Origin of the sequence: Erwinia sp. E602, assembly GCF_018141005.1 — a bacterium.
GTDB lineage: Bacteria > Pseudomonadota > Gammaproteobacteria > Enterobacterales > Enterobacteriaceae > Erwinia.
The window spans coordinates 4009975-4033248 of record NZ_CP046582.1 but is presented as its reverse complement, the minus strand read 5'-3'; the positions used below and the strand labels follow the sequence as shown (position 1 = coordinate 4033248).

Below are 23274 nucleotides of genomic sequence, written 5' to 3'. Positions count from 1 at the left end.
CCTGTATCACCAGGCTAATGCGGTCATACGTTCCCATACAAATATCGTCTTGACGCCCGCCGGGCGGGCCGGGAAAATCGCCGGTTCTGTCAACTCTGTTGGATACTTATGGAAGCCTGGCTGGAACACTTAATTACGCAATCGCTGGCGTATGCGCTGCTGGCCGTGGGGCTGGTGGCTTTTCTGGAGTCGCTGGCGCTGGTTGGGCTGCTGCTGCCCGGCACGGTGATGATGGCCTCGCTGGGGGCGTTAATCGGCAGCGGCCAGATGGGGCTCTATCCGGCGTGGCTGGTGGGCACCATTGGCTGCCTGCTGGGCGACTGGATCTCCTACCTGCTGGGCTGGAAATTTAAAGGGCCGCTGCACCGCTGGTCGTTTATTAAAAAGCACCACTCGCTGATGAGCAAAACCGAGCATGCGCTGCACCAGCACAGCATGCTGACCATTATGGTCGGCCGCTTTGTCGGGCCGACCCGCCCGCTTATCCCGCTGGTGGCGGGGATGCTGGAGCTGCCGGTGCGCAAGTTTATTCCGCCGAATATCATCGGCTGCATCCTCTGGCCGCCGCTCTACTTCCTGCCGGGCATTCTGGCCGGGGTGGCGATCGACGTGCCGAAGGACGCCAGCAGCGGCCTGTTTAAATGGCTGCTGTTAGCGGTGGCGATCCTGGTGTGGCTGGGCGTCTGGCTCGGCTGGCGCTGGCTGCGCAGCGGTAAGCAGCAGGACTGGGCGACGGCGTACCTGCCGGCGGCGCGGCTGCGCTGGCTGGGGCCGCTCGGGCTGCTGGTCGCCGTTGGCAGCTTTACGGCCATTCAGTTCCACCCGATGATGCCGATGTTCCGGCACCTGCTGTGGCAGGTCTTCTTCTGATCATGCAGCGAGGCGGCGCGAGTACCTGCCGGTTAAACCCGGCGGCCTGCTCGCGCCGTTTATCGACTGCCTCCGCAATCCGCTGCTGCGGGCGCGTCTGATATCGTTTACTGATGGAACCTGGGCTACACCGTTCCCTGTGCGCCGCCGGATAAGCGAGACGGTTTATCCGGGCCGGTAAGCGATGCCCAGCACCGCCGCGGCACTCACCTCACCGCGCTGCAGCTGTGCGGTGCTGCCGTCCCAGTAAACCCGCCCGTCTACGATCAGCAGGCTGCGTGGCGCGATCTGTGCGGCATCCTCGACGCTGTGCGATACCATCAGCAGGGTGATATTGCGCTCGCGGCACACCTCATCGACCAGTGCCAGCATCTCCTTACGCAGCGCCGGGTCCAGCGCTGAGAACGGCTCGTCCAGCAGCAGGATCGGCTGCTGCCGCACCAGGCAGCGGGCGAGCGCGGCGCGCTGACGCTGGCCGCCGGAGAGCTGATGCGGCAGCCGGGGCAGATGCTCTGCCAGCCCGACGCGGCGGGCGATCTCCTGCATCTGCTGCTTCTGCTGCGGGTTCAGCTTCAGCCCCGGATGCAGGCCGAGGCCGATATTCTCCGCCACCGTCAGGTGGGGAAACAGGTTATTTTCCTGGAACAGCATCGACACCGGGCGCTGCGCGGGCGGCGTGTGGCGGTGCTCCGCGCCGTTCAGCTGCAGGCTGCCGCTTTCGGCGTTGAGAAAGCCGGCGATCAGGCTGAGCAGGGTGCTTTTACCCGCGCCGCTGGGGCCAAGGATCGCCAGCCTTTCGCCGGCCTGCGCGCTGAAGGTAAAGCGCATCGGCAGGTGCTGATAGAGCCAGGTGAGGTTAGTCAGGTTTAGCATGGCGTCCCGGAAGCTTTTCAATCAGGGTGAACAGCAGGAAGCAGAGCAGCAGCAGCAGCAGGGCGGTGACCGCGCCGTCGCTGCTGCGGTAAGAGCCGATCTGCTGGTAGAGATAGAAAGGCAGGGTGCGGAAGTCCTCATTGCCGAACAGCGCCACCGCGCCAAAATCACCGATCGACAGCACGCAGGCAAAGGCCAGCGCCTGCGCCAGCGGCCGCCGCAGCGCGCGCAGCTCAATCAGCCGCAGGCGGTTCCAGCCGCGAATATCCAGCGACAGGCACAGGCGGTTGTAACGCTCGGCGATATCACGCAGCGGGTTTTCCAGCACCTTGATCGCATAGGGTATGGCCATCAGCGCGTTGGTGAAAATCACCACGCCGTCCGCCGATGCGGGCAGGCCGGTGGTGGCATTCAGCAGCAGGAAAAAGCCGGTGGCCAGCACGATACCCGGCATCGCCAGGATCAGCATGCCGCTCAGCTCCAGCAGCTGCCCGCTTTTTGGTCGCTGGCGCAGGCGCAGCTCGCGGCTGCTCCACAACAGCATCACGGTCAGTATCACGCTGAGCAGCCCGGCGGCCAGCGCAATGCGCAGCGAGGTAAAGGTGGCCTGCCACAGGGCGGGTTGCTGCAAAACGCCGCTGAACCCCTGGTTAATGCCGCTGACCGCTACCGCCAGCAGCGGCGGCAGGATCAGCAGCAGCGCGGCGGCGATAAGCACCGCATCCAGCAGGCGGGCGCGCAGGCTGTCCTGCGGATTACGCCAGCCGCCGATCTGCTGGCTGCCTGCGGGCAGCGCCCTGTTCAGCCGCTGGCTGAGCAGCACCAGCCCCAGGCAGCAGATCATCTGCAGCAGCGCCAGCAGCGCGGCGCGGCCGGGATCGTAGTCAAAGCTCAGCGCCTGGAAGATCGCCAGCTCAATGGTGGTGGCCTGCGGGCCGCCGCCCAGCGACAGCACGGTGGCAAAGCTGGCAAAACAGAGCATAAAAATCAGCGCGACGGCGGGCAGCAGCTGCCGCTTCAGCCACGGCCACTCGACGATGCGAAAGTGCGCCCAGCCGCGCAGGCCGAGCTGCGCGGCCAGCTGGCGCTGTTCGCCGGGGATCTGCTCCAGCGCCTGCAGCAGCAGCCGGGTGGCCAGCGGCAGGTTGAAAAAGACGTGCGCGAGCAGGATGCCCTGCAGTCCGTAGGGGGTGAAGGTCCACGGAATGCCGAGCAGCGCGCAGAGCTGCGCCAGCCAGCCGCTGCGGCCGTAAACGGTAAGGATGCCGAACACCGCCACCAGCACCGGCAGCACCAGGGTCATGGCGCACAGCCGCAGCAGGCTGCTGCGCCCGGGGAAACGGCGGCGGTAGAGGGCGCGGGCCAGCGGAACGGCGGGCAGCGCCGACAGCAGGGCCGATAGCAGCGCCTGCCAGAAGGAGAAACCGAGCACGTGCCACAGATAGCGGTCCTGCAGCATGCCCCGCCAGTCGGTGGCCGGAGCGCTGGCCCACAGCGCGCCAAAGGCCAGCAGCGCCACGGTAACCAGCAGCGTGGCCGCCAGGCCGCCGGGCAGAAGCCAGCCGGGGATCAGCGGCTGACGGCGCGTTGCCATGCGCTAATCCAGCCGCTGCGCTGGCTGGCAACGTCCTGCGGGCTGTACTGCAGTGAGGTTTCCGGTACCGGCAACGTTTTGAAGGCGTCCGGCAGTGCGGTCTGCGCCGCCGGGTACATCCAGTTGCCGGTGGCGATGGTCTGCTGGAAGCCCGGCTTCAGGATAAACTGCATAAACTGCTGCGCCAGCTTCGGCTGCGGGCTGGCTTTCAGCTGGCCCGCCACCTCCACCTGCAGATAGTGCCCTTCACTGAAGTTCGCCGCCGCATACTGGGTTTTCTTCTCTTCGATCAGGTGGTAAGCCGGAGAGGTGGTGTAGCTGAGCACCATATCGGCTTCCCCTTTCAGGAACAGGCCGTAGGCTTCGCTCCAGCCCTTGGTGACGGTGACGGTTTTCTGCGCCAGCTTCTGCCAGGCGGCGGGGGCGTCGTTGCCATATACCTTTTGCATCCACAGCAGCAGGCCGAGGCCCGGCGTGCTGGTGCGCGGATCTTCGTAGATCACCTTCAGCGGCCGATCGCTCTCCACCAGCTCTTTCAGGCTCTTCGGCGGGTTTTGCAGTCTGGTTTTGTCATAGACAAAAGCGAACCAGCCGTAGTCGAACGGCACAAAGGTGTTGTCGTGCCAGCCGCCGGGCACGGTACTGGCGGCGGTATCCACGTTGCTGGCGGTAAACAGGCCGGTCTTTTGCGCCGCTTCCAGCAGGTTGTTATCCAGCCCCAGCACCACGTCGGCCCTGCTGTTCTTTCCTTCCATGCGCAGGCGGTTAAGCAGCGAGACGCCATCCTCCAGCGCAACAAATTTCAGCTCGCAGCCGCACTCCGCTTCAAAATTTTTCTTCACCGCGGGTCCCGGGCCCCACTCGGCGGCAAACGAGTCGTAGGTGTAAACCGTCAGGGTCGGTTTTGCCGCAAGGGCGGGCAGGGAGAACAGCGCCAGCAGAGGTAAGATTTTTTTCAGCACCAGAGGTTCCTTTATGTGTGGCGGTCTGCCCGCAGACCGCAGAGTGTAGTGACTTCAGCCAGGTAACGAAAGCGCGATTATGCGTCAGGTGGCGCAAACCAGGCGGACTTAAAGTCAAACCAGCCGAGGGTGTTCATCCGCACCCCGCGCATGCTGCGCTGACCGTGCAGCAGCAGCCAGTGGTGGAACAGCGGATGAATATAGTTATCGGCGACCAGCTGTCGGCTCCAGTCGGCCAGATCGAGTTGCTTATCGCGCCACTGCCGTGCGTCCTGCTGCCAGTCGCGGGGCACGCAGTGCTGCAGCAGCGGGATCTCATACAGCAGGGAGAAGACCGAAAATTCCAGCGGCAGGGTGAAGTTGGCGCTGCCCAGCCACAGATCGCTCTCCGCCTCGCCGTTATGCCACGCCTCGTAACCGATCTCCTGCGTGATCAGATCCACGCCGTGGGATGCCAGGATCGGTCGCAGCGCGCTGGCGATCCCCAGATGTTCGATATGATCGCTGTACCAGGTGATAGTCAGCGAGGTCAGCCCTTCGGGTTTTTCCGCCGTGGCCATGTCAAGGCGGTGGTGCCAGCGCGGCAGCAGGCCATAGGCCGGGAACCAGTAGCGCTGATAACCGATGCTGTTCTGACTGAGCAGCGCGATCGGGTTGAAGATGGTGCCGATCCAGCGGCGCAGCTGTTCGTTCTGCCCCCACGCTGAACGCTGGTCAAACAGCAGAAAATAGCAGCCCTCTTCCAGCCGGCTCTCTTCCGCCGATTTCTGATCCTCGCCGTCGCTCTGCAGCTTGACGCCGGAGTAGACCAGCTCGTCGCTGATCTCCGGCAGCACCCAGATGTTGACCTCGTCAATCAGCGCCCGGTAGCCAAAGTAGTCGTCAAAGGCGGCAATGCGCAGCTGGCTGTGCTGGTTGCGTTCCACCGCGTAGGCACCGGTACCCACCGGCTGGCGGGCGAAGTTGCGCATAAACGGCCACTCTTTCGGCAGGATCATCGCGCTGACGCTGCCCAGCAGCCAGGGCAGCCAGCGGTCCGGCTGATGCAGATGGATATCCAGCGTCCATGGCGTGCCGGACTCAATGCGTGCCAGATGGCTGAAGAGCGGCTGGTTCAGCAGCCGTTCCAGCGTGCTGGTGACGTCCTCCATCTGCAGTTCGCGGCCGTGGTGGAAGTGGATCGCCGGGCGCAGGTAGAAACGCCAGTGCAGCGGTGCCAGCTGCTGCCAGTGGTGCGCCACGTCCGGCTCGATTTCCCCGTTTTCCTCGTTTATTTTGGTCAGCCCGCTGAAGATCTGCCGGGCGAGGTGGGTTTCCGAGCGCCTGAGCGGCGTGCCGGGCAGCAGATTGAGCAGCGGGCGATAGTAAAGGACGCGCAGGATATGTTTCCCCTGGCGGAAGCTGCGGCCAAGATGCGAGAGCAGCATCTGGCGCACGCGGTTTTTATCCCCCACCAGCTGCACCAGCTGGTCGATGCGATCCTGTTCCAGCAGATCTTCCGCCCGCTGCTGCTGCAGCGCCAGCCCGGTATAGAGGAAGTTCAGCCTGGAGCGCTTGCCGCGCCCGGCCTCCGCCTGCCACTCCAGCCAGCCGGCCGCCTGCATGGCGTTGAGCAGGTTACGCATATGGCGGCGGGAACAGCTGAGCTGCACGGCCAGATCGCTGAGGGTGGTCTCCTGCGACTGGCCGTCGCAGCTCTGCCACAGGCGAATAAACTGCTGCTGCAAACGCGGTGAGGACATAAAAGGGGAACTCCGGGTTGAAAGCCGTCTGTTTTTTGTTCCCTGTATTATGGCGATAATGGCGACAGATGGAAGAGCGGGAGGCATTCTGATGAATGGCGCTCTGACATCCGCTAGATCGCCCGGTACCGGCCTGCAGCAGGAACCGGGTTTTTTCTGAGTATGGTGCTTTTCACCAGCCAGCGGGCCTGACGGCCCGCTGGCTTTTTTATGGCGCAATCTGCTGCCCGGGGCGGGCGGCAGAGCAACGGGCGGGCTTAACGCAGAAACGCCGGCTGGTTTTGCTCGTAGCGGGCGATGGCATCATCGTGCTGCAGCGTCAGGCCAATTGCATCCAGCCCGTGCAGCAGGCAGTGACGGCGGAAGCTGTCGATCTCAAAGCGATAAGCCCTGTCACCGGCCAGCACCTGCTGGTTTTCCAGGTCGACGGTAAACTGTACGCCCGGCTGCGCGTCAACCATCTGAAACAGTTCGTCGACCTCGGCTTCGCTCAGCGTCACCAGCAGCAGCTGGTTATTGAACGAGTTGTTGGCAAAGATATCGGCAAAGCCAGAACCGACGATCGCCTGAATGCCGTAGTCGGTCAGCGCCCAGGGCGCGTGTTCGCGTGACGATCCGCAGCCAAAGTTTTCGCGGGTCAGCATGATGCTGGCACCGCTGAACGCCGGCTGGTTGAGAATAAAGTCCGGGTTGGGCACCTGGCCTTCGGCATCGCTGTAGCGCCAGTCAAAGAACAGGTTGCGGCCAAAGCCGGTGCGGGTCACCATCTGCAGAAACTGCTTGGGGATAATCGCGTCGGTATCAACGTTGGCCAGGTCCATCGGCAGCACCACGCCGGTGTGCTGAGTAAATTTTTTCGCCATGTTTTGTCCTTACGCCAGTTCGCGAATATCAGCAAAGTGGCCGGCCACCGCTGCTGCCGCGGCCATCGCCGGGCTGACCAGATGAGTACGGCCGCCGCGCCCCTGGCGTCCTTCAAAGTTGCGGTTGCTGGTGGAGGCGCAGCGCTCGCCCGGATTGAGGCGATCGTTGTTCATCGCCAGGCACATTGAGCAGCCCGGCAGACGCCACTCAAAGCCGGCGTCGATAAAGATCTTATCCAGCCCTTCGGCTTCCGCCTGCGCTTTTACCGGGCCGGAACCCGGCACCACGTAACCCTGAACGCCGCCGGCGATCTTATGTCCTTTGACCACCGCCGCCGCGGCGCGCAGATCTTCAATGCGTGAGTTAGTGCAGGATCCGATAAAGACCTTATCGATCTTCACCTCGGTCAGGCGCACGCCGGGCTGCAGATCCATATAGGCCAGCGCCTTCTCAGCGGAAGCGCGTTCCACCGGATCGCTGAACGAGGCCGGATCGGGGATCGGATCGCTGACGGCGATCACCTGGCCTGGATTAGTGCCCCAGGTAACCTGCGGCGCGATGCCGGCGGCATCCAGCGTGACCACCTTATCAAACGTTGCACCCTCGTCGGTCCTGAGCGTACGCCAGTACGCCACCGCCTGCTCCCACTCCGCCTCTTTCGGCGCAAAACGACGTCCTTTAACATAGTTAAAGGTTGTGTCATCCGGCGCCACCAGGCCCGCCTTCGCGCCCAGCTCAATCGCCATATTGCACAGCGTCATGCGGCCTTCCATGCTCAGGGCGGCCACCGCCTCACCGCAGAATTCGACCACGTGGCCGTTGCCGCCGCCGCTGCCGGTTTTGCCGATAATCGCCAGCGCGATATCTTTCGCGGTGATGCCGGGCGCCGTTTGTCCGCGCACTTCCACCTTCATGGTTTTCGCCCGCGCCTGCTTCAGCGTCTGGGTGGCCAGCACGTGCTCCACTTCCGAGGTGCCGATGCCGAACGCCAGCGCGCCCAGCGCGCCGTGGGTCGAGGTGTGGGAATCGCCGCAGACGATGGTCATGCCGGGCAGTGACAGCCCCTGTTCGGGGCCCATCACGTGGACGATGCCCTGAAACTGATGGCTGAGGTCAAACAGCTGTACGCCAAAGGCCTCGCAGTTTTTGATCAGCATCGACATCTGGATCCGCGCCATCTCGCCGCTGGCGTTAATATCCCGCGACTGGGTGGAGACGTTGTGATCCATGGTGGCAAAGGTTTTAGACGGCTGACGCACCGGGCGTCCGTGCGCGCGCAGGCCGTCAAACGCCTGTGCTGAAGTCACCTCATGAACGAGGTGACGATCGATATAAATCAGCGGCGTTTCACTGGGTGCTTCATGCACGACATGCGCGTCAAACAGCTTCTCGTACAGTGTTTTCATAATTATGCTTCGCGAATAAACCGGGCAATCACATCGCCCATTTCATCGGTGCCGATCGCCGTGCCACCGCCGGCCAGATCGCCGGTACGGTAGCCCTCTGCCAGCGCGCGGTTAATCGCCTGCTCAATGGCGTCTGCGGCGTCGGCGGCATTCAGGCTGTAACGCAGCAGCAGTGCCAGCGACAGGATCTGGGCGATCGGGTTGGCGATATTTTTACCGGCGATATCTGGCGCGGAGCCACCGGCCGGTTCAAACAGGCCAAAGCCCTGCTCGTTCAGGCTTGCAGACGGCAGCATGCCCATCGAGCCGGTGATCATCGCACACTCATCAGACAGAATGTCACCAAACAGGTTCGAGCACAGCACCACGTCAAACTGCGACGGTGCCTTGATCATCTGCATGGTGGCGTTGTCGATATACATATGCTCCAGCGCCACGTCCGGGTAATCCTTCGCGATTTCGGTGACGATCTGACGCCAGAGGATCGAGGATTGCAGCACGTTGGCTTTATCGATCGAGGTCACTTTATTGTGGCGCTTGCGTGCCGACTCAAAGGCGATACGCGCAATCCGCTCGATCTCAAAACGGTGATAGACCTCGGTGTCGAAGGCGCGCTCGTGCATGCCGCTGCCTTCACGGCCCTTCGGCTGGCCGAAGTAGATGCCGCCGGTCAGTTCACGCACCACCAGGATATCGAAGCCCTTATCGGCGATATCGCGGCGCAGCGGGCAGAAATCTTCCAGCCCTTTATACAGGCTGGCCGGGCGCAGGTTGCTGAACAGCTGGAAGTGCTTACGCAGCGGCAGCAGCGCGCCGCGCTCCGGCTGCTCTGCCGGCGGCAGGTGTTCCCACTTCGGGCCACCGACGGAACCAAACAGAATTGCATCTGCCTGCTCACAGCCCTTAACGGAGGCTGCCGGCAGCGGCTCGCCGTGACGGTCGATGGCGATGCCGCCAACGTCATATTCGCTGGTGGAGATGCGCATACCGAAGCGCTGGCGAACCGCGTCCAGTACTTTACTGGCCTGCGCCATCACTTCCGGGCCGATGCCGTCACCGGGTAATACTGCGAGATGATAAGTCCTGGACATTATTCCACCGCTTCCTTCTGATCCTGTTGAGTCGATTTACGCTGCAGTTCCTGCTCGACCTGACGTGCGCGCCAGATATTGTTCAGTGCGTGAACCATGGCTTTAGCCGAGGATTCGACGATATCGGTCGCCAGACCTACGCCGTGGAACTTACGGTCGTTGTACTGCACCACGATATCGACCTGGCCCAGCGCGTCTTTACCGTGGCCTTTGGCCGTCAGCTGATAGCTGACCAGCTCGGCGTCAAAGTCGGTGATGCGGTTGATCGCCTGGTAGACGGCGTCGACCGGGCCGTTACCGGTGGCGGCTTCGGTTTTCTGCTCATCGCCGCAGCCCAGCTGAACGGTGGCGGTGGCGATCACGCTGGAGCCGGACTGCACGTTAAAGGTGTCCAGCTTGAAGTATTCCGGCTCTTCCGACTGTTTGTTGATAAAGGCCAGCGCTTCCAGGTCGTAATCAAACACCTGGCCTTTCTTGTCGGCCAGCGCTTTGAACGCCTCATACAGCGCGTCCATATTGTATTCAGACTCGTCGTAGCCCATCTCTTCCATACGGTGTTTTACCGCCGCACGGCCGGAGCGGGAGGTCAGGTTCAGCTGCACCTGCTTCAGGCCGATCGATTCCGGGGTCAGGATTTCGTAGTTTTCACGGTTCTTCAGCACGCCGTCCTGGTGGATACCGGAAGAGTGTGCGAAAGCGTTGGAGCCGATAATCGCCTTGTGCGCCGGGATAGGCATATTGCAGATCTGGCTGACGGTCTGGCAGGTGCGGTAGATCTCCTGATGGTTAATGCGGGTGTGCACGTTCATCAGCTGACCACGGGTTTTAATCGCCATTATGGTCTCTTCCAGCGCACAGTTACCGGCGCGCTCGCCCAGACCGTTCATTGCCCCTTCAATCTGGCGGGCACCGGCGTTGACCGCGGCCAGCGCGTTACCAACCGCCATCCCTAAGTCATCATGGGTATGCACGGACAGAATTGCTTTATCGATGTTCGGCACGCGGTCGCGCAGGGCGCTGAAAATGTTGGCGTACTCGTAAGGCAGGGTATAACCGACGGTATCAGGGATATTGATGGTGGTGGCACCGGCGTTGATCGCCGCTTCCACGACGCGGCACAGATCGTCAATCGGGGTACGGCCGCCGTCTTCGCAGGAGAACTCCACATCGTCAGTGTAGTTGCGCGCGCGTTTTACCATCTTCACGGCACGCTCGATTACCTCGGGCAGGGTGCTGCGCAGTTTGGTGGCGATATGCATCGGCGAGGTCGCCAGGAAGGTGTGGATGCGGTAAGCCTCCGCCACGCGCAGCGCTTCATAGGCGGCGTCGATATCTTTTTCCACACAGCGTGCCAGGCCACACACCCGGCTGTTTTTAATCTGGCGGGCGATGGTCTGCACCGATTCGAAGTCGCCCGGCGAAGAGACCGGGAAGCCGACTTCCATCACGTCCACACCCATGCGTTCCAGTGCCAGGGCAATCTGCAGCTTTTCTTTCACACTCAGGCTGGCCTGTAACGCCTGCTCGCCGTCGCGCAGAGTGGTATCGAAAATAATGACTTGTTGGCTCATTGGATAGTTCCTTGTCTTGTCTGCTTCGCCAGTTGCCGCGAGCATAAAAAAACCCGCGCATTGGCGCGGGTTTCTTAGGTTTTGCAAGTCTGAATCAGTGATTGATTCCGCCCACAAGTCTACCGCGCAAAGAGGATGCGTTTAGTAGTAGACCGAGTAGGCGGGTGGAACGAATCATTGGCTCAGACCTCGTAAATTCACAGTGGCTTTATTGATACCTGATAAGGGCGGGGGCTGTCAACTTTCATCACCCTACAATGAGTGCGTGGTGCCGGGCGGGTAAAGAAAATTATTCTGGAGATAGCGCAGGCATCAGAAGAATAGCGAAAGTCGCCAGCGGTTGGGGAAAAATCAGCGGCGGTTTCCTGGCGTGATGGCGGTTTTTTTGTTGATTTATGTTTATGATTTTTAATGTTATTGTTTATTTTCAGCCTGAGGGTTGAGAGCCTGATAGTTTACTCTCATTTGGAGATTTATCTTACTGTCTGGTTGAATGCCAGCAGATTAAACTAAAAAAAACCGTCAGTCAGAATGGCCCACCGTGGTTTTACCAGTGCACGGATTTAATAACAAAACGATCGCGCTGAAAAATAACCGCCTTACAGTACTTTTCGCTTTTATTACGCCGCAATCTCAGTGTTATTGTCGATGACAGGGGTAACGCGGCAGAGCCTTACTCACACTATTCCGCACGGTGGGCAGGGTTTGCCGTTTGCCTGCCAACTTTTCTACGGTTATGGTATTTGCCATAACCTCAAATCTGAGGCGTCACCCTGTACCTGGATTATGGAAATGAGTTCCATTTTTTCAAGCAGATAAAAAAACAGGTTTTGACCTTATCTGCAGGCCAGACAGTGCCGAACCCAGATAAATCAGTACCTTGAAAGCCTGGAGGCAAAAATGGAGATGTTGTCAGGAGCCGAGATGGTGGTCCGATCGTTGATCGATCAGGGCGTAAAACATGTATTCGGCTATCCCGGCGGAGCGGTCCTTGATATTTATGACGCTCTGCAAACCGTTGGCGGCGTGGATCACATCCTGGTTCGCCATGAACAGGGTGCCGTACATATGGCGGACGGCTATGCCCGCGCCACCGGCGATGTCGGCGTGGTGCTGGTCACCTCTGGCCCGGGTGCGACCAATGCGATTACCGGCATTGCCACCGCCTATATGGACTCCATTCCGATGGTGGTGCTGTCTGGCCAGGTGATGTCCAGCCTGATTGGCTACGACGCCTTCCAGGAGTGCGACATGGTCGGCATTTCCCGTCCGGTGGTTAAGCACAGCTTTATGGTGAAAAGCGTCGAAGAGATCCCGACCATCATGAAGAAGGCCTTCTGGCTGGCGGCCAGCGGCCGTCCTGGCCCGGTGGTGGTGGATCTGCCAAAAGATATGATGAACCCGGCCAACAAGCTGCCTTACGTCTGGCCGGATGCGGTGAGCATGCGCTCTTACAACCCGACCACTCAGGGCCATAAAGGGCAAATCAAACGCGCCCTGCAAACGCTGCTGAACGCGAAGCATCCGGTGATTTACGCCGGCGGCGGCGTGATCAACGCGGCCTGCCATGATGAGCTGCGCGAGCTGGCCGAGAAGCTTAACGTGCCGGTGACCACCTCACTGATGGGGCTGGGCGCGTTCCCTGGCACCCACCGTCAGTGCGTGGGCATGCTCGGTATGCACGGCACCTATGAGGCCAATATGACCATGCACAACTCCGACGTGATCTTCGCCGTCGGCGTGCGCTTTGATGACCGTACCACCAACAATCTGGCGAAATACTGCCCGAATGCCACGGTACTGCATATCGACATCGACCCGACGTCGATCTCGAAAACCGTGGCCGCGGACGTGCCGATCGTCGGCGATGCGAAACAGGTGCTGCAGCAGATGCTGGAGCTGCTGGCGCAGAGCGATGTTAAGCAGAACTACGACAGCCTGCGCGACTGGTGGCAGAGCATTGAGCAGTGGCGCGCCCGTCAGTGCCTGGAATTCGATCGTACCAGCGATAAAATCAAGCCGCAGGCGGTGATTGAAACGATCTGTCGCCTGACCAACGGCGAGGCTTACGTCACCTCTGACGTTGGCCAGCACCAGATGTTTGCCGCGCTCTACTATCAGTTTGATAAACCGCGTCGCTGGATCAACTCCGGTGGCCTCGGCACCATGGGCTTTGGCCTGCCAGCTGCGCTGGGTGTGAAGCTGGCGCTGCCGCAGGAAACCGTGGTCTGCGTGACCGGTGACGGCAGTATCCAGATGAATATCCAGGAGCTCTCCACCGCGCTGCAGTACGGCATTCCGGTGCTGGTGCTGAACCTCAACAACCGTTTCCTCGGCATGGTGAAACAGTGGCAGGACATGATCTACTCCGGCCGCCATTCGCAGTCCTACATGGAGTCGCTGCCTGACTTCGTGCGGCTGGCAGAAGCCTATGGTCACGTCGGCATCTCGATCACCCGCCCGGACGAGCTGGAAGCGAAGCTGACCGAGGCGCTGGAGCAGCTGGGCCGCGAGCGGCTGGTATTTGTTGATGTCAACGTCGACGGGACGGAACACGTCTACCCGATGCATATTCGCGGTGGCGGTATGGACGAAATGTGGCTGAGTAAAACGGAGAGGACATAAGTATGCGTCGTGTATTATCGGTTCTGCTGGAAAACGAATCCGGCGCATTGTCCCGCGTGGTGGGTCTGTTCTCCCAGCGCGGCTACAACATTGAAAGCCTGACCGTCGCCCCGACCGACGATCCAACCCTGTCACGCATGACCATTCAGACCGTCGGCGATGAGAAGGTGATCGAGCAGATCGAAAAGCAGCTGCACAAGCTGGTGGACGTGCTGCGCGTCAGCGAGCTGGGCCAGGGCGCGTTCGTGGAACGTGAAATCATGCTGGTGAAAATCCAGGCCAGCGGCTACGGCCGGGAAGAGGTCAAGCGCAGCGCCGAGATCTTCCGCGGTCAGATCGTTGACGTCACGCCGTCGCTTTATACGGTTCAGCTGGCCGGCACCAGCGACAAGCTGGACGCCTTCCTCAGCACCGTGCGTGAAGTGGCCGAAATCGTTGAGGTGGCCCGCTCCGGTATCGTTGGCGTTTCACGCGGCGAGCGCATTATGCGCTGAAGCGCGGTTTCCTCTGCGTTAAAGCGAACTAACCCGGCGAAATGCCGGGTTTTTTTTATTTTTTTACTTAAAGCACTCGTCGCTGGTGAAAAGCGGTTGCCCGCCAAACTTTTCTGCGGTTAGATGTATTAATGTGTTATCCATAGCCGTAATGTGGCTATTTGCCGCCGTTACCGCGTCTGAAGTGTGGGGTTAGAGTGAAACTGGATGAAATTGCGCGCCTCGCGGGTGTTTCGCGCACGACGGCCAGCTACGTCATAAATGGCAAGGCGAAGCAGTATCGTGTCAGCGATAAAACCGTTGAAAAAGTGATGGCGGTGGTGCGGGAGCACAATTACCACCCCAACGCGGTGGCTGCAGGCCTGCGTGCCGGGCGTACCCGCTCGATCGGTCTGGTGATCCCCGATCTGGAAAATACCAGCTATACCCGCATCGCCAACTATCTTGAGCGCCAGGCGCGCCAGCGCGGCTATCAGCTGCTGATCGCCTGCTCAGAAGACCAGCCCGACAACGAAATGCGCTGCGTGGAGCATCTGTTACAGCGCCAGGTGGATGCGATTATTGTCTCCACGTCGCTGCCGCCGGAGCATCCGTTTTATCAGCGCTGGATCAACGATCCGCTGCCGATTATTGCGCTGGATCGTGCGCTGGATCGTGAGCATTTTACCAGCGTGGTCGGTGCCGATCAGGATGATGCGCAGGCGCTGGCCGCCGAGTTACGTAACCAGCCGGTGAAGTCGGTGCTGTTCGTGGGCGCGCTACCGGAGCTGTCGGTCAGTTTCTTACGCGAAATGGGCTTCCGCGACGCGTGGCAGGGCGATGAACGCCCGATCGATTTTATCTACGCCAACAGCTTCGAACGCCACGCGGCGGCGGCGCTGTTTGAGAACTACCTGCAGGATCACCCGATGCCGGAGGCGCTGTTCACCACCTCGTTTGGCCTGCTGCAGGGCGTGATGGACGTGACGCTGAAGCGGGAAGGGCGGCTGCCGCAGGATCTGGCGATCGCTACCTTTGGCGACCATGAGCTGCTCGACTTCCTTGAGTGCCCGGTGCTGGCGGTAGGCCAGCGCCACCGCGACGTGGCTGAACGGGTACTGGAACTGGTGCTGGCCAGTCTGGATGAGCCGCGCAAGCCGAAACCCGGCCTGACGCGAATTCGCCGTAATCTTTATCGCCGCGGCCGTTTAAACCGCAAGTCCCCGTCCGGGCAATAGTTCCCCCTCCTCTCAGGGCAGCTGCGGCTGCCTTTGTTTTCGCTCACTATTACTTTTTGTTACCTATTTTATCGGCAACCCGTTCCTATTAACTCTGCTGCAACCGGTTACGTGCATTTTTAGTAAATATAGGTATAAACAGGTAAAAGAAAGTCATTTCCGGCGCGGGTGGATGGACACAAAATATATCCGCTGCCCGCCTCTGCCCTTGCCGCTGAGGCCTGCTGCCATAAGGCTGGGCAAATTTTAAGAAAACACCTAAAATGCCGCCTGGGTCGCAAAGCCGGAGATCTCATTTTTATCCGATTAAACTGGCATAAATTTGAGCAATCGTCCGCTGCAGACGAATTTCCTGCCACTATTCATTAGTTTATTTTTATGTGTTGAGCCGGTTAAGGCTTTTTTTAACTAATTCGGCATTTTCTGTTTTGCAGAAATAATGAAAATGAGCCAGGCCTGCGGCTTGACAATGTTTTCCTCCCCTTCGTAAACTCTTTTGGTGGGAATTTGTGGTGTAAAGTGGAGTTCCGGGGCGATGGGGGACTAAAACGGGCATGTTCCGTGGGGCAACGCTAGTCAATCTCGACAGTAAAGGGCGGCTTGCCGTGCCAACGCGCTATCGCGAAACGCTGATCGGGGAATCTGAAGGGCAAATGGTCTGTACCATTGACCTCCATCAGCCATGTCTGCTGCTTTACACCCTGCCCGAATGGGAAATTATTGAACAAAAGCTCTCTCGCTTATCCAGCATGATCCCGGCCGAACGGCGCGTTCAGCGTCTGTTACTCGGGCATGCAAGCGAATGCCAGATGGATAATGCAGGTCGCTTACTGCTGGCGAACACCCTTCGTCAGCACGCGAACCTGACCAAAGAAGTGATGCTGGTTGGACAGTTCAACAAATTTGAACTGTGGGATGAACAGACCTGGTATCAACAAGTCAGGGAAGATATTGACGCAGAGCACACCTCTCAGCAGGCGCTGTCTGAGCGGTTACAGGATTTGTCACTATAGTCATGCAGGATAATTTTAAACACACCACCGTGCTGTTAGACGAGGCGGTAAACGGCCTCAACCTGAAGTCTGACGGGATCTACATTGACGGCACCTTCGGGCGTGGCGGTCACTCACGCCTGATCCTCTCCCAGCTGGGCGAGCAGGGCAAACTGTTCGCAATCGACCGCGATCCGCAGGCGATTGCCGCCGCGGCTGAGATTACCGATCCGCGCTTCAGCATTATCCACGGCCCGTTTTCTGCGCTGGCGGAGTACATGGAAGAGCGCGGTTTGTCCGGCAAGATCGACGGTATCCTGCTGGATTTAGGCGTCTCTTCGCCGCAGCTGGATGACGCCGAGCGCGGCTTCTCGTTTATGCGCGACGGCCCGCTGGATATGCGTATGGACCCGACCCGCGGCCAGTCTGCCGCCGAATGGCTGCTGCAGGCTGACGAAAGCGATATCGCATTTGTGCTGAAAACCTTCGGCGAGGAGCGCTTTGCCAAACGTATTGCCCGCGCCATTGTTGAACGCAACCGCGAGCAGCCGATGACGCGCACCAAAGAGCTGGCCGATGTGATTTACGTTGCCACGCCGGTGAAAGACAAATTTAAGCATCCTGCCACCCGCAGCTTCCAGGCCATTCGAATCTGGGTCAACAGCGAGCTGGAAGAGATCGAGCGGGCGCTGAAGGGCGCATTAACCGCGCTGGCACCCGAGGGACGCCTGTCGGTGATCAGCTTCCACTCGCTGGAAGACCGCATTGTGAAGCGCTTTATGCGTGAACAGAGCCGCGGGCCGCAGGTGCCACATGGCCTGCCGATGACCGAAGAGCAGCTTAGCAAGCTGGGCGGGCGTTACCTTAAGGCGCTGGGCAAAATGATGCCGGGTGAAGCGGAAGTCGCTGAGAACCCACGCGCGCGCAGTTCCGTGCTGCGCATTGCGGAGAGGACCTCAGCATGATCGGTAATGAGCGGCACAGCCTGCCCGGCGTGATCGGCGGCGATATCCTTCGCCACGCTAAGATCCCGCTGATCCTGCTGATCGCGGTGCTGGTTTCCTCAGTGCTGGTGGTGACCACCGCTCATAAAACGCGCCTGCTGACCGCGCAGCGCGAACAGCTGGTGCTGGAACGGGATGCGCTGGATATCGAATGGCGCAACCTGATCCTGGAAGAGAACGCCCTGGGCGATCACAGCCGGGTGGAACGCACGTCAACGGAGAAACTTCAAATGCAGCATGTTGATCCTTCGCAGGAACACATTGTGGTTGAACAATAAGGAAATCCGGACTCAATGAGAGCCGCAACCAAGACGCAGAAGTCGAAACGCACGGAAGATCAGGCCAGCTTTGTTAGCTGGCGTTTTGCGTTGCTGTGTGGCTGTATTTTACTGGCGCTGGTCGGGCTGTTGGCCCGCGCGGCGTATCTGCAGGTGATTAATCCTGAACGGCTGGTGCGTGAAGGTGACATGCGTTCGCTGCGCGTGCAGGCCGTACCGACCTCACGCGGCATGATCAGCGATCGTGCCGGCCGCCCGCTGGCGGTCAGCGTGCCGGTTAACGCCATCTGGGCCGATCCGAAGGAGCTGCACCAGAAGGGCGGCGTGACGCTCGACAGCCGCTGGAAAGCGCTGTCGGACGCGCTCTCCATTCCTCTCGACCAGCTGGCCGCCCGCGTCAATGCCAACCCTGACGGGCGCTTTGTCTATCTGGCCCGTCAGGTCAACCCGGCGATTGGCGACTACATCAAGAAGCTCAAGCTGCCGGGCATTTATCTGCGTGAAGAGTCCCGTCGCTACTACCCGGCCGGTCAGGTGACCTCTCACCTGATCGGCTTTACCAATATTGATGGCCAGGGCATTGAAGGCGTTGAGAAGAGCTTCGATAAGTGGCTGACCGGCCAGCCTGGTGAACGTACCGTGCGTAAAGACCGCTACGGCCGCGTAATCGAGGATATCTCCTCCGTTGACAGCCAGGCGGCACACAACCTGGCGCTGAGCATTGACGAACGCCTGCAGGCGCAGGTGTACCGTGAACTGAACAACGCGGTGGCCTTTAACAAGGCTGAATCGGGTACCGCGGTGCTGGTTGATGTCAATACCGGCGAAGTGCTGGCGATGGCCAACAGCCCGGCCTACAACCCGAATAATCTCACCGGCACCACCAAAGACGTGATGCGTAACCGCGCGATCACCGACATCTTCGAACCGGGTTCGACGGTTAAGCCGATGGTGGTGATGACCGCGCTGGAGCGCGGCGTGGTGCGTGAAAACAGCGTACTGAACACCGTACCTTACCGAATTAATGGCCACGAGATCAAAGACGTGGCGCGTTACAGTGAACTCACCCTGACCGGGGTGCTACAGAAGTCGTCTAACGTCGGGGTTTCTCGGCTGGCGTTAGCGATGCCCTCCAGTGCGTTAGTAGAAACTTACTCTCACTTTGGCCTGGGCAAAGCGACCAATTTGGGGTTGGTCGGAGAAAGCAGTGGCTTATATCCTCAAAAACAACGGTGGTCTGACATAGAGAGGGCCACCTTCTCTTTCGGCTACGGGCTAATGGTAACGCCGTTACAGCTAGCGCGAGTCTATGCAACCATTGGCAGCTATGGCATCTATCGCCCGCTGTCGATTACCAAAGTTGACCCGCCGGTGGCGGGTCAACGCGCCTTCCCGGAAGCCACGGTGCGCACCGTCATGCACATGATGGAGAGCGTGGCGCTGCCGGGCGGCGGCGGCGTAAAAGCGGCGATTAAGGGCTATCGCATCGCGATTAAAACCGGTACCGCGAAGAAGGTCGGGCCGGACGGCAAGTACGTGAACAAATACATTGCTTACACCGCCGGCGTAGCGCCGGCCAGCAATCCTCGTTTTGCGCTGGTGGTGGTGATTAACGATCCCCAGGCGGGTAAATATTACGGTGGTGCGGTTTCTGCACCGGTATTTGGCGCGATTATGGGCGGCGTGCTGCGCACCATGAACGTCGAGCCGGATGCTCTCACCACCCCGGAAAAGAACGAGATTGTAACTAACAAGAAAGAGGGATCGAGTGACCGATCGTAACCTGCGCGACTTACTGGCTCCATGGGTGCCTGGTCTGCCAGCGCACCCGCTGCGTGACATGATTCTGGACAGCCGCGCGGCGGCTGCCGGCGATCTGTTTGTGGCGATTAAAGGGCACGCGGCAGACGGCCGCCGTTTTATCCCGCAGGCCATTGCCCAGGGCGTGGCGGCGGTGCTGGCCGAAGCGGAAGGCGCGGCCAGCGATGGCGATGTGGTTGAGATGCACGGCGTGCCGGTGATTTATCTGGCCCAGCTCTCCCAGCGCCTGTCTGCCCTGGCCGGGCGCTTTTATGACCAGCCGGGCGATAAACTGAAGCTGGTGGGCGTTACCGGGACCAACGGGAAAACCACCACCACCCAGCTGCTGGCACAGTGGGCGCAGCTGCTGGGAGAAACCGGCGCGGTGATGGGCACCGTCGGCAACGGCCTGTACGGCCAGCTGACGCCGGCGGAGAACACCACCGGCTCTGCGGTCGACGTGCAGCATCTGCTGGCGTCGCTGGCAGAACAGGGGGCGACTCTGGCCGCGATGGAGGTCTCCTCTCACGGCCTGGTGCAGCACCGCGTGGCGGCGCTGCCGTTTGCCGCCGCTGCCTTTACCAACCTCAGCCGCGATCACCTCGACTATCACGGCGATATGGCCGGTTATGAAGCCGCCAAATGGCTGCTGTTTGCCGAACACCAGGTCGGCCAGGCGATTATCAACGCCGACGATGAAGTGGGGCGCCGCTGGCTGAGCAAGCTGCCGGATGCGGTAGCCGTCACTATGGAAGATAACCTGCAGCCGGGCTGTCATGGCCGCTGGCTGAAGGCCACCGCCGTGGACTATCACGACGGCGGCGCGACCGTCGCCTTCAGCTCAAACTGGGGCGACGCCACCATTGAGAGCCGCCTGATGGGCGCCTTCAACGTCAGCAACCTGCTGGTGGCGCTGGGCACCCTGCTGGCGCTGGATTACCCGCTGGCAGCGCTGGTGGCGACCGCCGGCCAGCTGCAGCCGGTTACCGGGCGGATGGAAGTCTTCAGCGCCCCCGGCAAACCGACGGTGGTGGTTGATTACGCCCATACGCCGGACGCGCTGGAAAAAGCGCTGGCGGCGGCACGCCTGCACTGCACCGGTAAACTCTGGTGCCTGTTTGGCTGCGGCGGCGACCGTGATAAAGGCAAACGTCCACTGATGGGGGCGATTGCCGAACAGTTTGCTGACGTGGTGGTGGTCACCGACGACAACCCGAGGAGCGAAGATCCGGCGGCGATCATCGCCGACGTGCTGAGCGGCCTGCTCGACCCCGGCCGCGCGCTGGCGATGCCGGGGCGCGCGCAGGCGGTCACCCACGCGGTGATGCAGGCGCAGGAGGGCGATATCGTGCTGGTGGCCGGTAAAGGCCATGAGGATTATCAGATCGTCGGCAGCCAGCGCTTTGACTACTCCGACCGCGCTACCGTAGCGCGGCTGCTGGGGGTGCTGGCATGATCGCCATTACCCTGCAACAGCTGGCAGAGATCGCCGGTGGCACGCTGCACGGCGGCGACCTGAGCGTCAACGCGGTGACCACCGACACGCGTAAAGTGACCGCCGGCTGCCTGTTTATCGCCCTGAAGGGCGAACGCTTCGACGCCCATGACTTCGCCGCTGATGCGGTGAACGCCGGTTCGGCGGCGCTGCTGGTGAGTAAGCGCTTACCCGTTTCCGCCTCACAGGTGGTGGTGGCCGACACCCGCATTGCCCTCGGGCAACTGGCGGGCTGGGTTCGCCAGCAGTCCGCTGCCCGCGTGGTGGCGCTGACCGGCTCTTCCGGCAAAACCTCGGTAAAAGAGATGACCGCCGCGATCCTGCGCCAGTGTGGTGAAACCCTCTACACCGCCGGCAACCTGAATAACGACATCGGCGTGCCGCTGACCCTGCTGCGCCTGACCGCCGAACACCAGTACGCGGTGATCGAACTGGGTGCCAACCACCAGGGTGAAATCGCGTACACCACCGAACTGACCCGCCCGGAAACGGCGCTGGTCAACAACCTCGCCGCCGCGCATCTGGAAGGGTTTGGCTCGCTGGCCGGCGTGGCGAAAGCGAAGGGCGAAATCTTTAACGGCCTGCCGCTGCACGGCACCGCCATTCTCAACGCCGACAGTAACGACTGGCCACACTGGCAGGCCGGCCTGCAGGGTAAAACGGTATGGCGCTTCTCGCCGGACGCGCAGGCCGACAGCGATTTCTACGCCAGCGAGGTGCGTTTTTCGCCGCGCGGCACCCACTTTACGCTGCACAGCCCGCAGGGCGAGGTGGCGATTACGCTGCCGCTGCCGGGCCGCCATAACATTGCCAACGCGCTGGCCGCTACCGCACTGTCGCTCTCTGTCGGTGCTCCGCTCAGCGCGGTGCAAAGCGGGCTGAGCCAGCTGCAGGCGGTGCCGGGGCGGCTGTTCCCGATTGTTCTCAATGAACAGCAGCTGCTGCTGGATGACAGCTACAACGCCAACGTCGGCTCCATGACCGCCGCTGCACAGGTGCTCGGTGAGATGCCGGGCTACCGCGTGCTGGTGGTGGGCGATATGGGCGAGCTGGGGGATGAGGCCGCCGAGTGCCACCGTCAGGTGGGGGAAGCGGCGCGTCTGGCCGGGATCGACAAAGTATTGAGCGTGGGCACGCTCAGCCGTGGCATCAGCGATGCCAGCGGCGTGGGTGAACATTTCAGTGACAAAGCCGCGCTCTCAGCCCGCGTCAGCGAGCTGCTGGCACAACATAAAACGATGACCGTATTAGTGAAAGGTTCCCGCAGTGCCGCGATGGAACAGGTAGTACACAGCTTACAGGAGAAAGGCACATGTTAGTCTGGCTGGCCGAGCATCTGGTCTCTTTATATTCCGGCTTTAACGTCTTTTCCTATCTGACGTTTCGCGCCATTGTCAGCCTGCTGACCGCGCTGTTTATCTCACTGTGGATGGGGCCGCGGATGATTGCCCGCCTGCAGCAGATGTCCTTTGGCCAGGTGGTGCGCAACGATGGCCCGGAGTCGCATTTCAGCAAGCGCGGCACGCCGACCATGGGCGGCATTATGATCCTCTTCTCGATTACCGTCTCGGTGCTGCTGTGGGCCTATCCCTCTAATCCGTACGTCTGGTGCGTGCTGTTTGTGCTGGTTGGCTACGGCATCGTCGGCTTCGTCGACGACTACCGCAAGGTGGTGCGCAAGGATACCAAGGGGCTGATTGCCCGCTGGAAATACTTCTGGCAGTCGGTGATCGCGCTGGCGGTGGCGTTCGCCATGTATGCCATCGGCAAAGATACCCCGGCTACCCAGCTGGTGGTGCCGTTCTTTAAGGACGTGATGCCGCAGCTTGGCCTGCTCTACCTGCTGCTGACCTACTTTGTGATCGTCGGCACCAGTAACGCGGTCAACCTGACCGACGGGCTGGACGGTCTGGCGATTATGCCGACGGTGTTCGTTGCCGCCGGCTTTGCGCTGGTGGCCTGGGCGACCGGTAACGTGAAGTTCGCCGAATACCTGCACATCCCTTACCTGCGCCATGCCGGCGAGCTGGTGATCGTCTGTACCGCCATCGTCGGGGCCGGGCTGGGCTTCCTGTGGTTTAACACTTATCCGGCGCAGGTGTTTATGGGTGACGTCGGTTCACTGGCGCTGGGCGGCGCGCTGGGCACCATCGCCGTGCTGCTGCGCCAGGAGTTCCTGCTGGTGATCATGGGCGGGGTGTTTGTGGTGGAAACGCTGTCGGTGATCCTGCAGGTCGGCTCGTTCAAACTGCGCGGCCAGCGTATTTTCCGCATGGCGCCGATCCATCACCACTATGAGCTGAAAGGCTGGCCGGAACCACGAGTCATCGTGCGCTTCTGGATTATTTCACTGATGCTGGTGCTGATTGGCCTGGCAACGCTGAAGGTGCGCTAAT

20 protein-coding genes are annotated in these 23274 nt (G+C 60.7%); 11 read left to right on the top strand and 9 right to left on the bottom strand.

Going from position 1 to position 23274, the window contains the following annotated elements; translation table 11 throughout:
• The first annotated feature begins 108 nt into the window (after positions 1 to 108).
• The gene (locus GKQ23_RS20160) at positions 109 to 870 is read left to right on the top strand and encodes a DedA family protein (protein WP_056235945.1); all 762 of its coding nucleotides are present in this window, start codon (positions 109 to 111) and stop codon (positions 868 to 870) included.
• Between the two features lie 165 nt (positions 871 to 1035).
• Here GKQ23_RS20160 and thiQ read toward each other — a convergent pair whose 3' ends face one another.
• From thiQ to leuL, 9 genes are all read right to left on the bottom strand, one after another.
• Positions 1036 to 1743 (bottom strand): thiamine ABC transporter ATP-binding protein ThiQ, encoded by a 708-nt coding sequence (gene thiQ / locus GKQ23_RS20155; RefSeq protein WP_212409272.1) that lies wholly within the window; start codon positions 1741 to 1743, stop codon positions 1036 to 1038.
• Positions 1727 to 3337 (bottom strand): thiamine/thiamine pyrophosphate ABC transporter permease ThiP, encoded by a 1611-nt coding sequence (gene thiP / locus GKQ23_RS20150; protein ID WP_212409271.1) that lies wholly within the window; start codon positions 3335 to 3337, stop codon positions 1727 to 1729. Before thiP ends, thiQ begins: the two co-directional genes overlap by 17 nt.
• Positions 3313 to 4299: a thiamine ABC transporter substrate binding subunit gene (gene thiB / locus GKQ23_RS20145; RefSeq protein ID WP_212409270.1), complete on the bottom strand. Its 987-nt coding sequence runs from the start codon at positions 4297 to 4299 to the stop codon at positions 3313 to 3315. Before thiB ends, thiP begins: the two co-directional genes overlap by 25 nt.
• 77 nt (positions 4300 to 4376) lie before the next feature.
• Entirely contained in the window at positions 4377 to 6041 is a 1665-nt protein-coding gene (gene sgrR, locus GKQ23_RS20140) for an HTH-type transcriptional regulator SgrR (protein WP_212409269.1), read from the bottom strand.
• A gap of 257 nt (positions 6042 to 6298) precedes the next feature.
• Positions 6299 to 6904: a 3-isopropylmalate dehydratase small subunit gene (leuD, locus tag GKQ23_RS20135; RefSeq protein WP_212409268.1), complete on the bottom strand. Its 606-nt coding sequence runs from the start codon at positions 6902 to 6904 to the stop codon at positions 6299 to 6301.
• Between the two features lie 9 nt (positions 6905 to 6913).
• Entirely contained in the window at positions 6914 to 8314 is a 1401-nt protein-coding gene (leuC, locus tag GKQ23_RS20130; RefSeq protein ID WP_212411904.1) for a 3-isopropylmalate dehydratase large subunit, read from the bottom strand.
• Entirely contained in the window at positions 8314 to 9402 is a 1089-nt protein-coding gene (leuB, locus tag GKQ23_RS20125; protein ID WP_212409267.1) for a 3-isopropylmalate dehydrogenase, read from the bottom strand. Before leuB ends, leuC begins: the two co-directional genes overlap by 1 nt.
• Complete coding sequence (gene leuA / locus GKQ23_RS20120) at positions 9402 to 10973, bottom strand: 2-isopropylmalate synthase (RefSeq protein ID WP_056235966.1); 1572 nt, start codon at positions 10971 to 10973, stop codon at positions 9402 to 9404. The genes leuB and leuA overlap by 1 nt, the downstream gene beginning before the upstream one ends.
• A gap of 94 nt (positions 10974 to 11067) precedes the next feature.
• Positions 11068 to 11151: a leu operon leader peptide gene (leuL, locus tag GKQ23_RS24225; RefSeq protein ID WP_099753877.1), complete on the bottom strand. Its 84-nt coding sequence runs from the start codon at positions 11149 to 11151 to the stop codon at positions 11068 to 11070.
• A 722-nt stretch (positions 11152 to 11873) separates the two neighbouring features.
• Between leuL and ilvI the strand changes: the two genes are divergently transcribed.
• From ilvI to mraY, 10 genes are all read left to right on the top strand, one after another.
• Complete coding sequence (gene ilvI, locus GKQ23_RS20110; protein ID WP_056235973.1) at positions 11874 to 13598, top strand: acetolactate synthase 3 large subunit; 1725 nt, start codon at positions 11874 to 11876, stop codon at positions 13596 to 13598.
• Positions 13599 to 13600: 2 nt separating this feature from the next.
• Positions 13601 to 14092 (top strand): acetolactate synthase small subunit, encoded by a 492-nt coding sequence (gene ilvN, locus GKQ23_RS20105; protein WP_056235976.1) that lies wholly within the window; start codon positions 13601 to 13603, stop codon positions 14090 to 14092.
• A gap of 197 nt (positions 14093 to 14289) precedes the next feature.
• On the top strand, positions 14290 to 15309 hold the full coding sequence (cra, locus tag GKQ23_RS20100) for a catabolite repressor/activator (protein WP_056235979.1): 1020 nt from the start codon (positions 14290 to 14292) through the stop codon (positions 15307 to 15309).
• Positions 15310 to 15863: 554 nt separating this feature from the next.
• Positions 15864 to 16322: a division/cell wall cluster transcriptional repressor MraZ gene (gene mraZ / locus GKQ23_RS20095; RefSeq protein ID WP_056235982.1), complete on the top strand. Its 459-nt coding sequence runs from the start codon at positions 15864 to 15866 to the stop codon at positions 16320 to 16322.
• Positions 16323 to 16324: 2 nt separating this feature from the next.
• Positions 16325 to 17266: a 16S rRNA (cytosine(1402)-N(4))-methyltransferase RsmH gene (gene rsmH / locus GKQ23_RS20090; protein ID WP_056235985.1), complete on the top strand. Its 942-nt coding sequence runs from the start codon at positions 16325 to 16327 to the stop codon at positions 17264 to 17266.
• Positions 17263 to 17583, top strand: coding sequence for a cell division protein FtsL (ftsL, locus tag GKQ23_RS20085; protein WP_056235989.1), 321 nt, complete (start codon positions 17263 to 17265; stop codon positions 17581 to 17583). Before rsmH ends, ftsL begins: the two co-directional genes overlap by 4 nt.
• A 15-nt stretch (positions 17584 to 17598) precedes the next feature.
• A complete protein-coding gene (locus GKQ23_RS20080) occupies positions 17599 to 19365 on the top strand; it encodes a peptidoglycan glycosyltransferase FtsI (RefSeq protein ID WP_056235992.1) in 1767 nt (588 codons plus the stop codon).
• Entirely contained in the window at positions 19352 to 20839 is a 1488-nt protein-coding gene (gene murE, locus GKQ23_RS20075) for a UDP-N-acetylmuramoyl-L-alanyl-D-glutamate--2,6-diaminopimelate ligase (RefSeq protein WP_212409266.1), read from the top strand. Before GKQ23_RS20080 ends, murE begins: the two co-directional genes overlap by 14 nt.
• Positions 20836 to 22197, top strand: a complete 1362-nt coding sequence (murF, locus tag GKQ23_RS20070; protein ID WP_212409265.1) for a UDP-N-acetylmuramoyl-tripeptide--D-alanyl-D-alanine ligase — start codon at positions 20836 to 20838, stop codon at positions 22195 to 22197. The genes murE and murF overlap by 4 nt, the downstream gene beginning before the upstream one ends.
• Positions 22191 to 23273, top strand: a complete 1083-nt coding sequence (mraY, locus tag GKQ23_RS20065) for a phospho-N-acetylmuramoyl-pentapeptide-transferase (protein WP_056236003.1) — start codon at positions 22191 to 22193, stop codon at positions 23271 to 23273. The genes murF and mraY overlap by 7 nt, the downstream gene beginning before the upstream one ends.
• The last annotated feature ends 1 nt before the right edge of the window (position 23274 follow it).

Coding starts and splice junctions, on each gene's coding strand:
- murF (WP_212409265.1), top strand. CDS start 20,836: ATGATCGCCATTACCCTGCAACAGCTGGCAGAGATCGCCGGTGGCACG.
- thiQ (WP_212409272.1), bottom strand. CDS start 1,743: ATGCTAAACCTGACTAACCTCACCTGGCTCTATCAGCACCTGCCGATG.
- thiP (WP_212409271.1), bottom strand. CDS start 3,337: ATGGCAACGCGCCGTCAGCCGCTGATCCCCGGCTGGCTTCTGCCCGGC.
- leuD (WP_212409268.1), bottom strand. CDS start 6,904: ATGGCGAAAAAATTTACTCAGCACACCGGCGTGGTGCTGCCGATGGAC.
- GKQ23_RS20080 (WP_056235992.1), top strand. CDS start 17,599: ATGAGAGCCGCAACCAAGACGCAGAAGTCGAAACGCACGGAAGATCAG.
- leuB (WP_212409267.1), bottom strand. CDS start 9,402: ATGTCCAGGACTTATCATCTCGCAGTATTACCCGGTGACGGCATCGGC.
- GKQ23_RS20160 (WP_056235945.1), top strand. CDS start 109: ATGGAAGCCTGGCTGGAACACTTAATTACGCAATCGCTGGCGTATGCG.
- ilvN (WP_056235976.1), top strand. CDS start 13,601: ATGCGTCGTGTATTATCGGTTCTGCTGGAAAACGAATCCGGCGCATTG.
- ilvI (WP_056235973.1), top strand. CDS start 11,874: ATGGAGATGTTGTCAGGAGCCGAGATGGTGGTCCGATCGTTGATCGAT.
- mraY (WP_056236003.1), top strand. CDS start 22,191: ATGTTAGTCTGGCTGGCCGAGCATCTGGTCTCTTTATATTCCGGCTTT.
- leuL (WP_099753877.1), bottom strand. CDS start 11,151: ATGATTCGTTCCACCCGCCTACTCGGTCTACTACTAAACGCATCCTCT.
- sgrR (WP_212409269.1), bottom strand. CDS start 6,041: ATGTCCTCACCGCGTTTGCAGCAGCAGTTTATTCGCCTGTGGCAGAGC.
- mraZ (WP_056235982.1), top strand. CDS start 15,864: ATGTTCCGTGGGGCAACGCTAGTCAATCTCGACAGTAAAGGGCGGCTT.
- ftsL (WP_056235989.1), top strand. CDS start 17,263: ATGATCGGTAATGAGCGGCACAGCCTGCCCGGCGTGATCGGCGGCGAT.
- leuA (WP_056235966.1), bottom strand. CDS start 10,973: ATGAGCCAACAAGTCATTATTTTCGATACCACTCTGCGCGACGGCGAG.
- rsmH (WP_056235985.1), top strand. CDS start 16,325: ATGCAGGATAATTTTAAACACACCACCGTGCTGTTAGACGAGGCGGTA.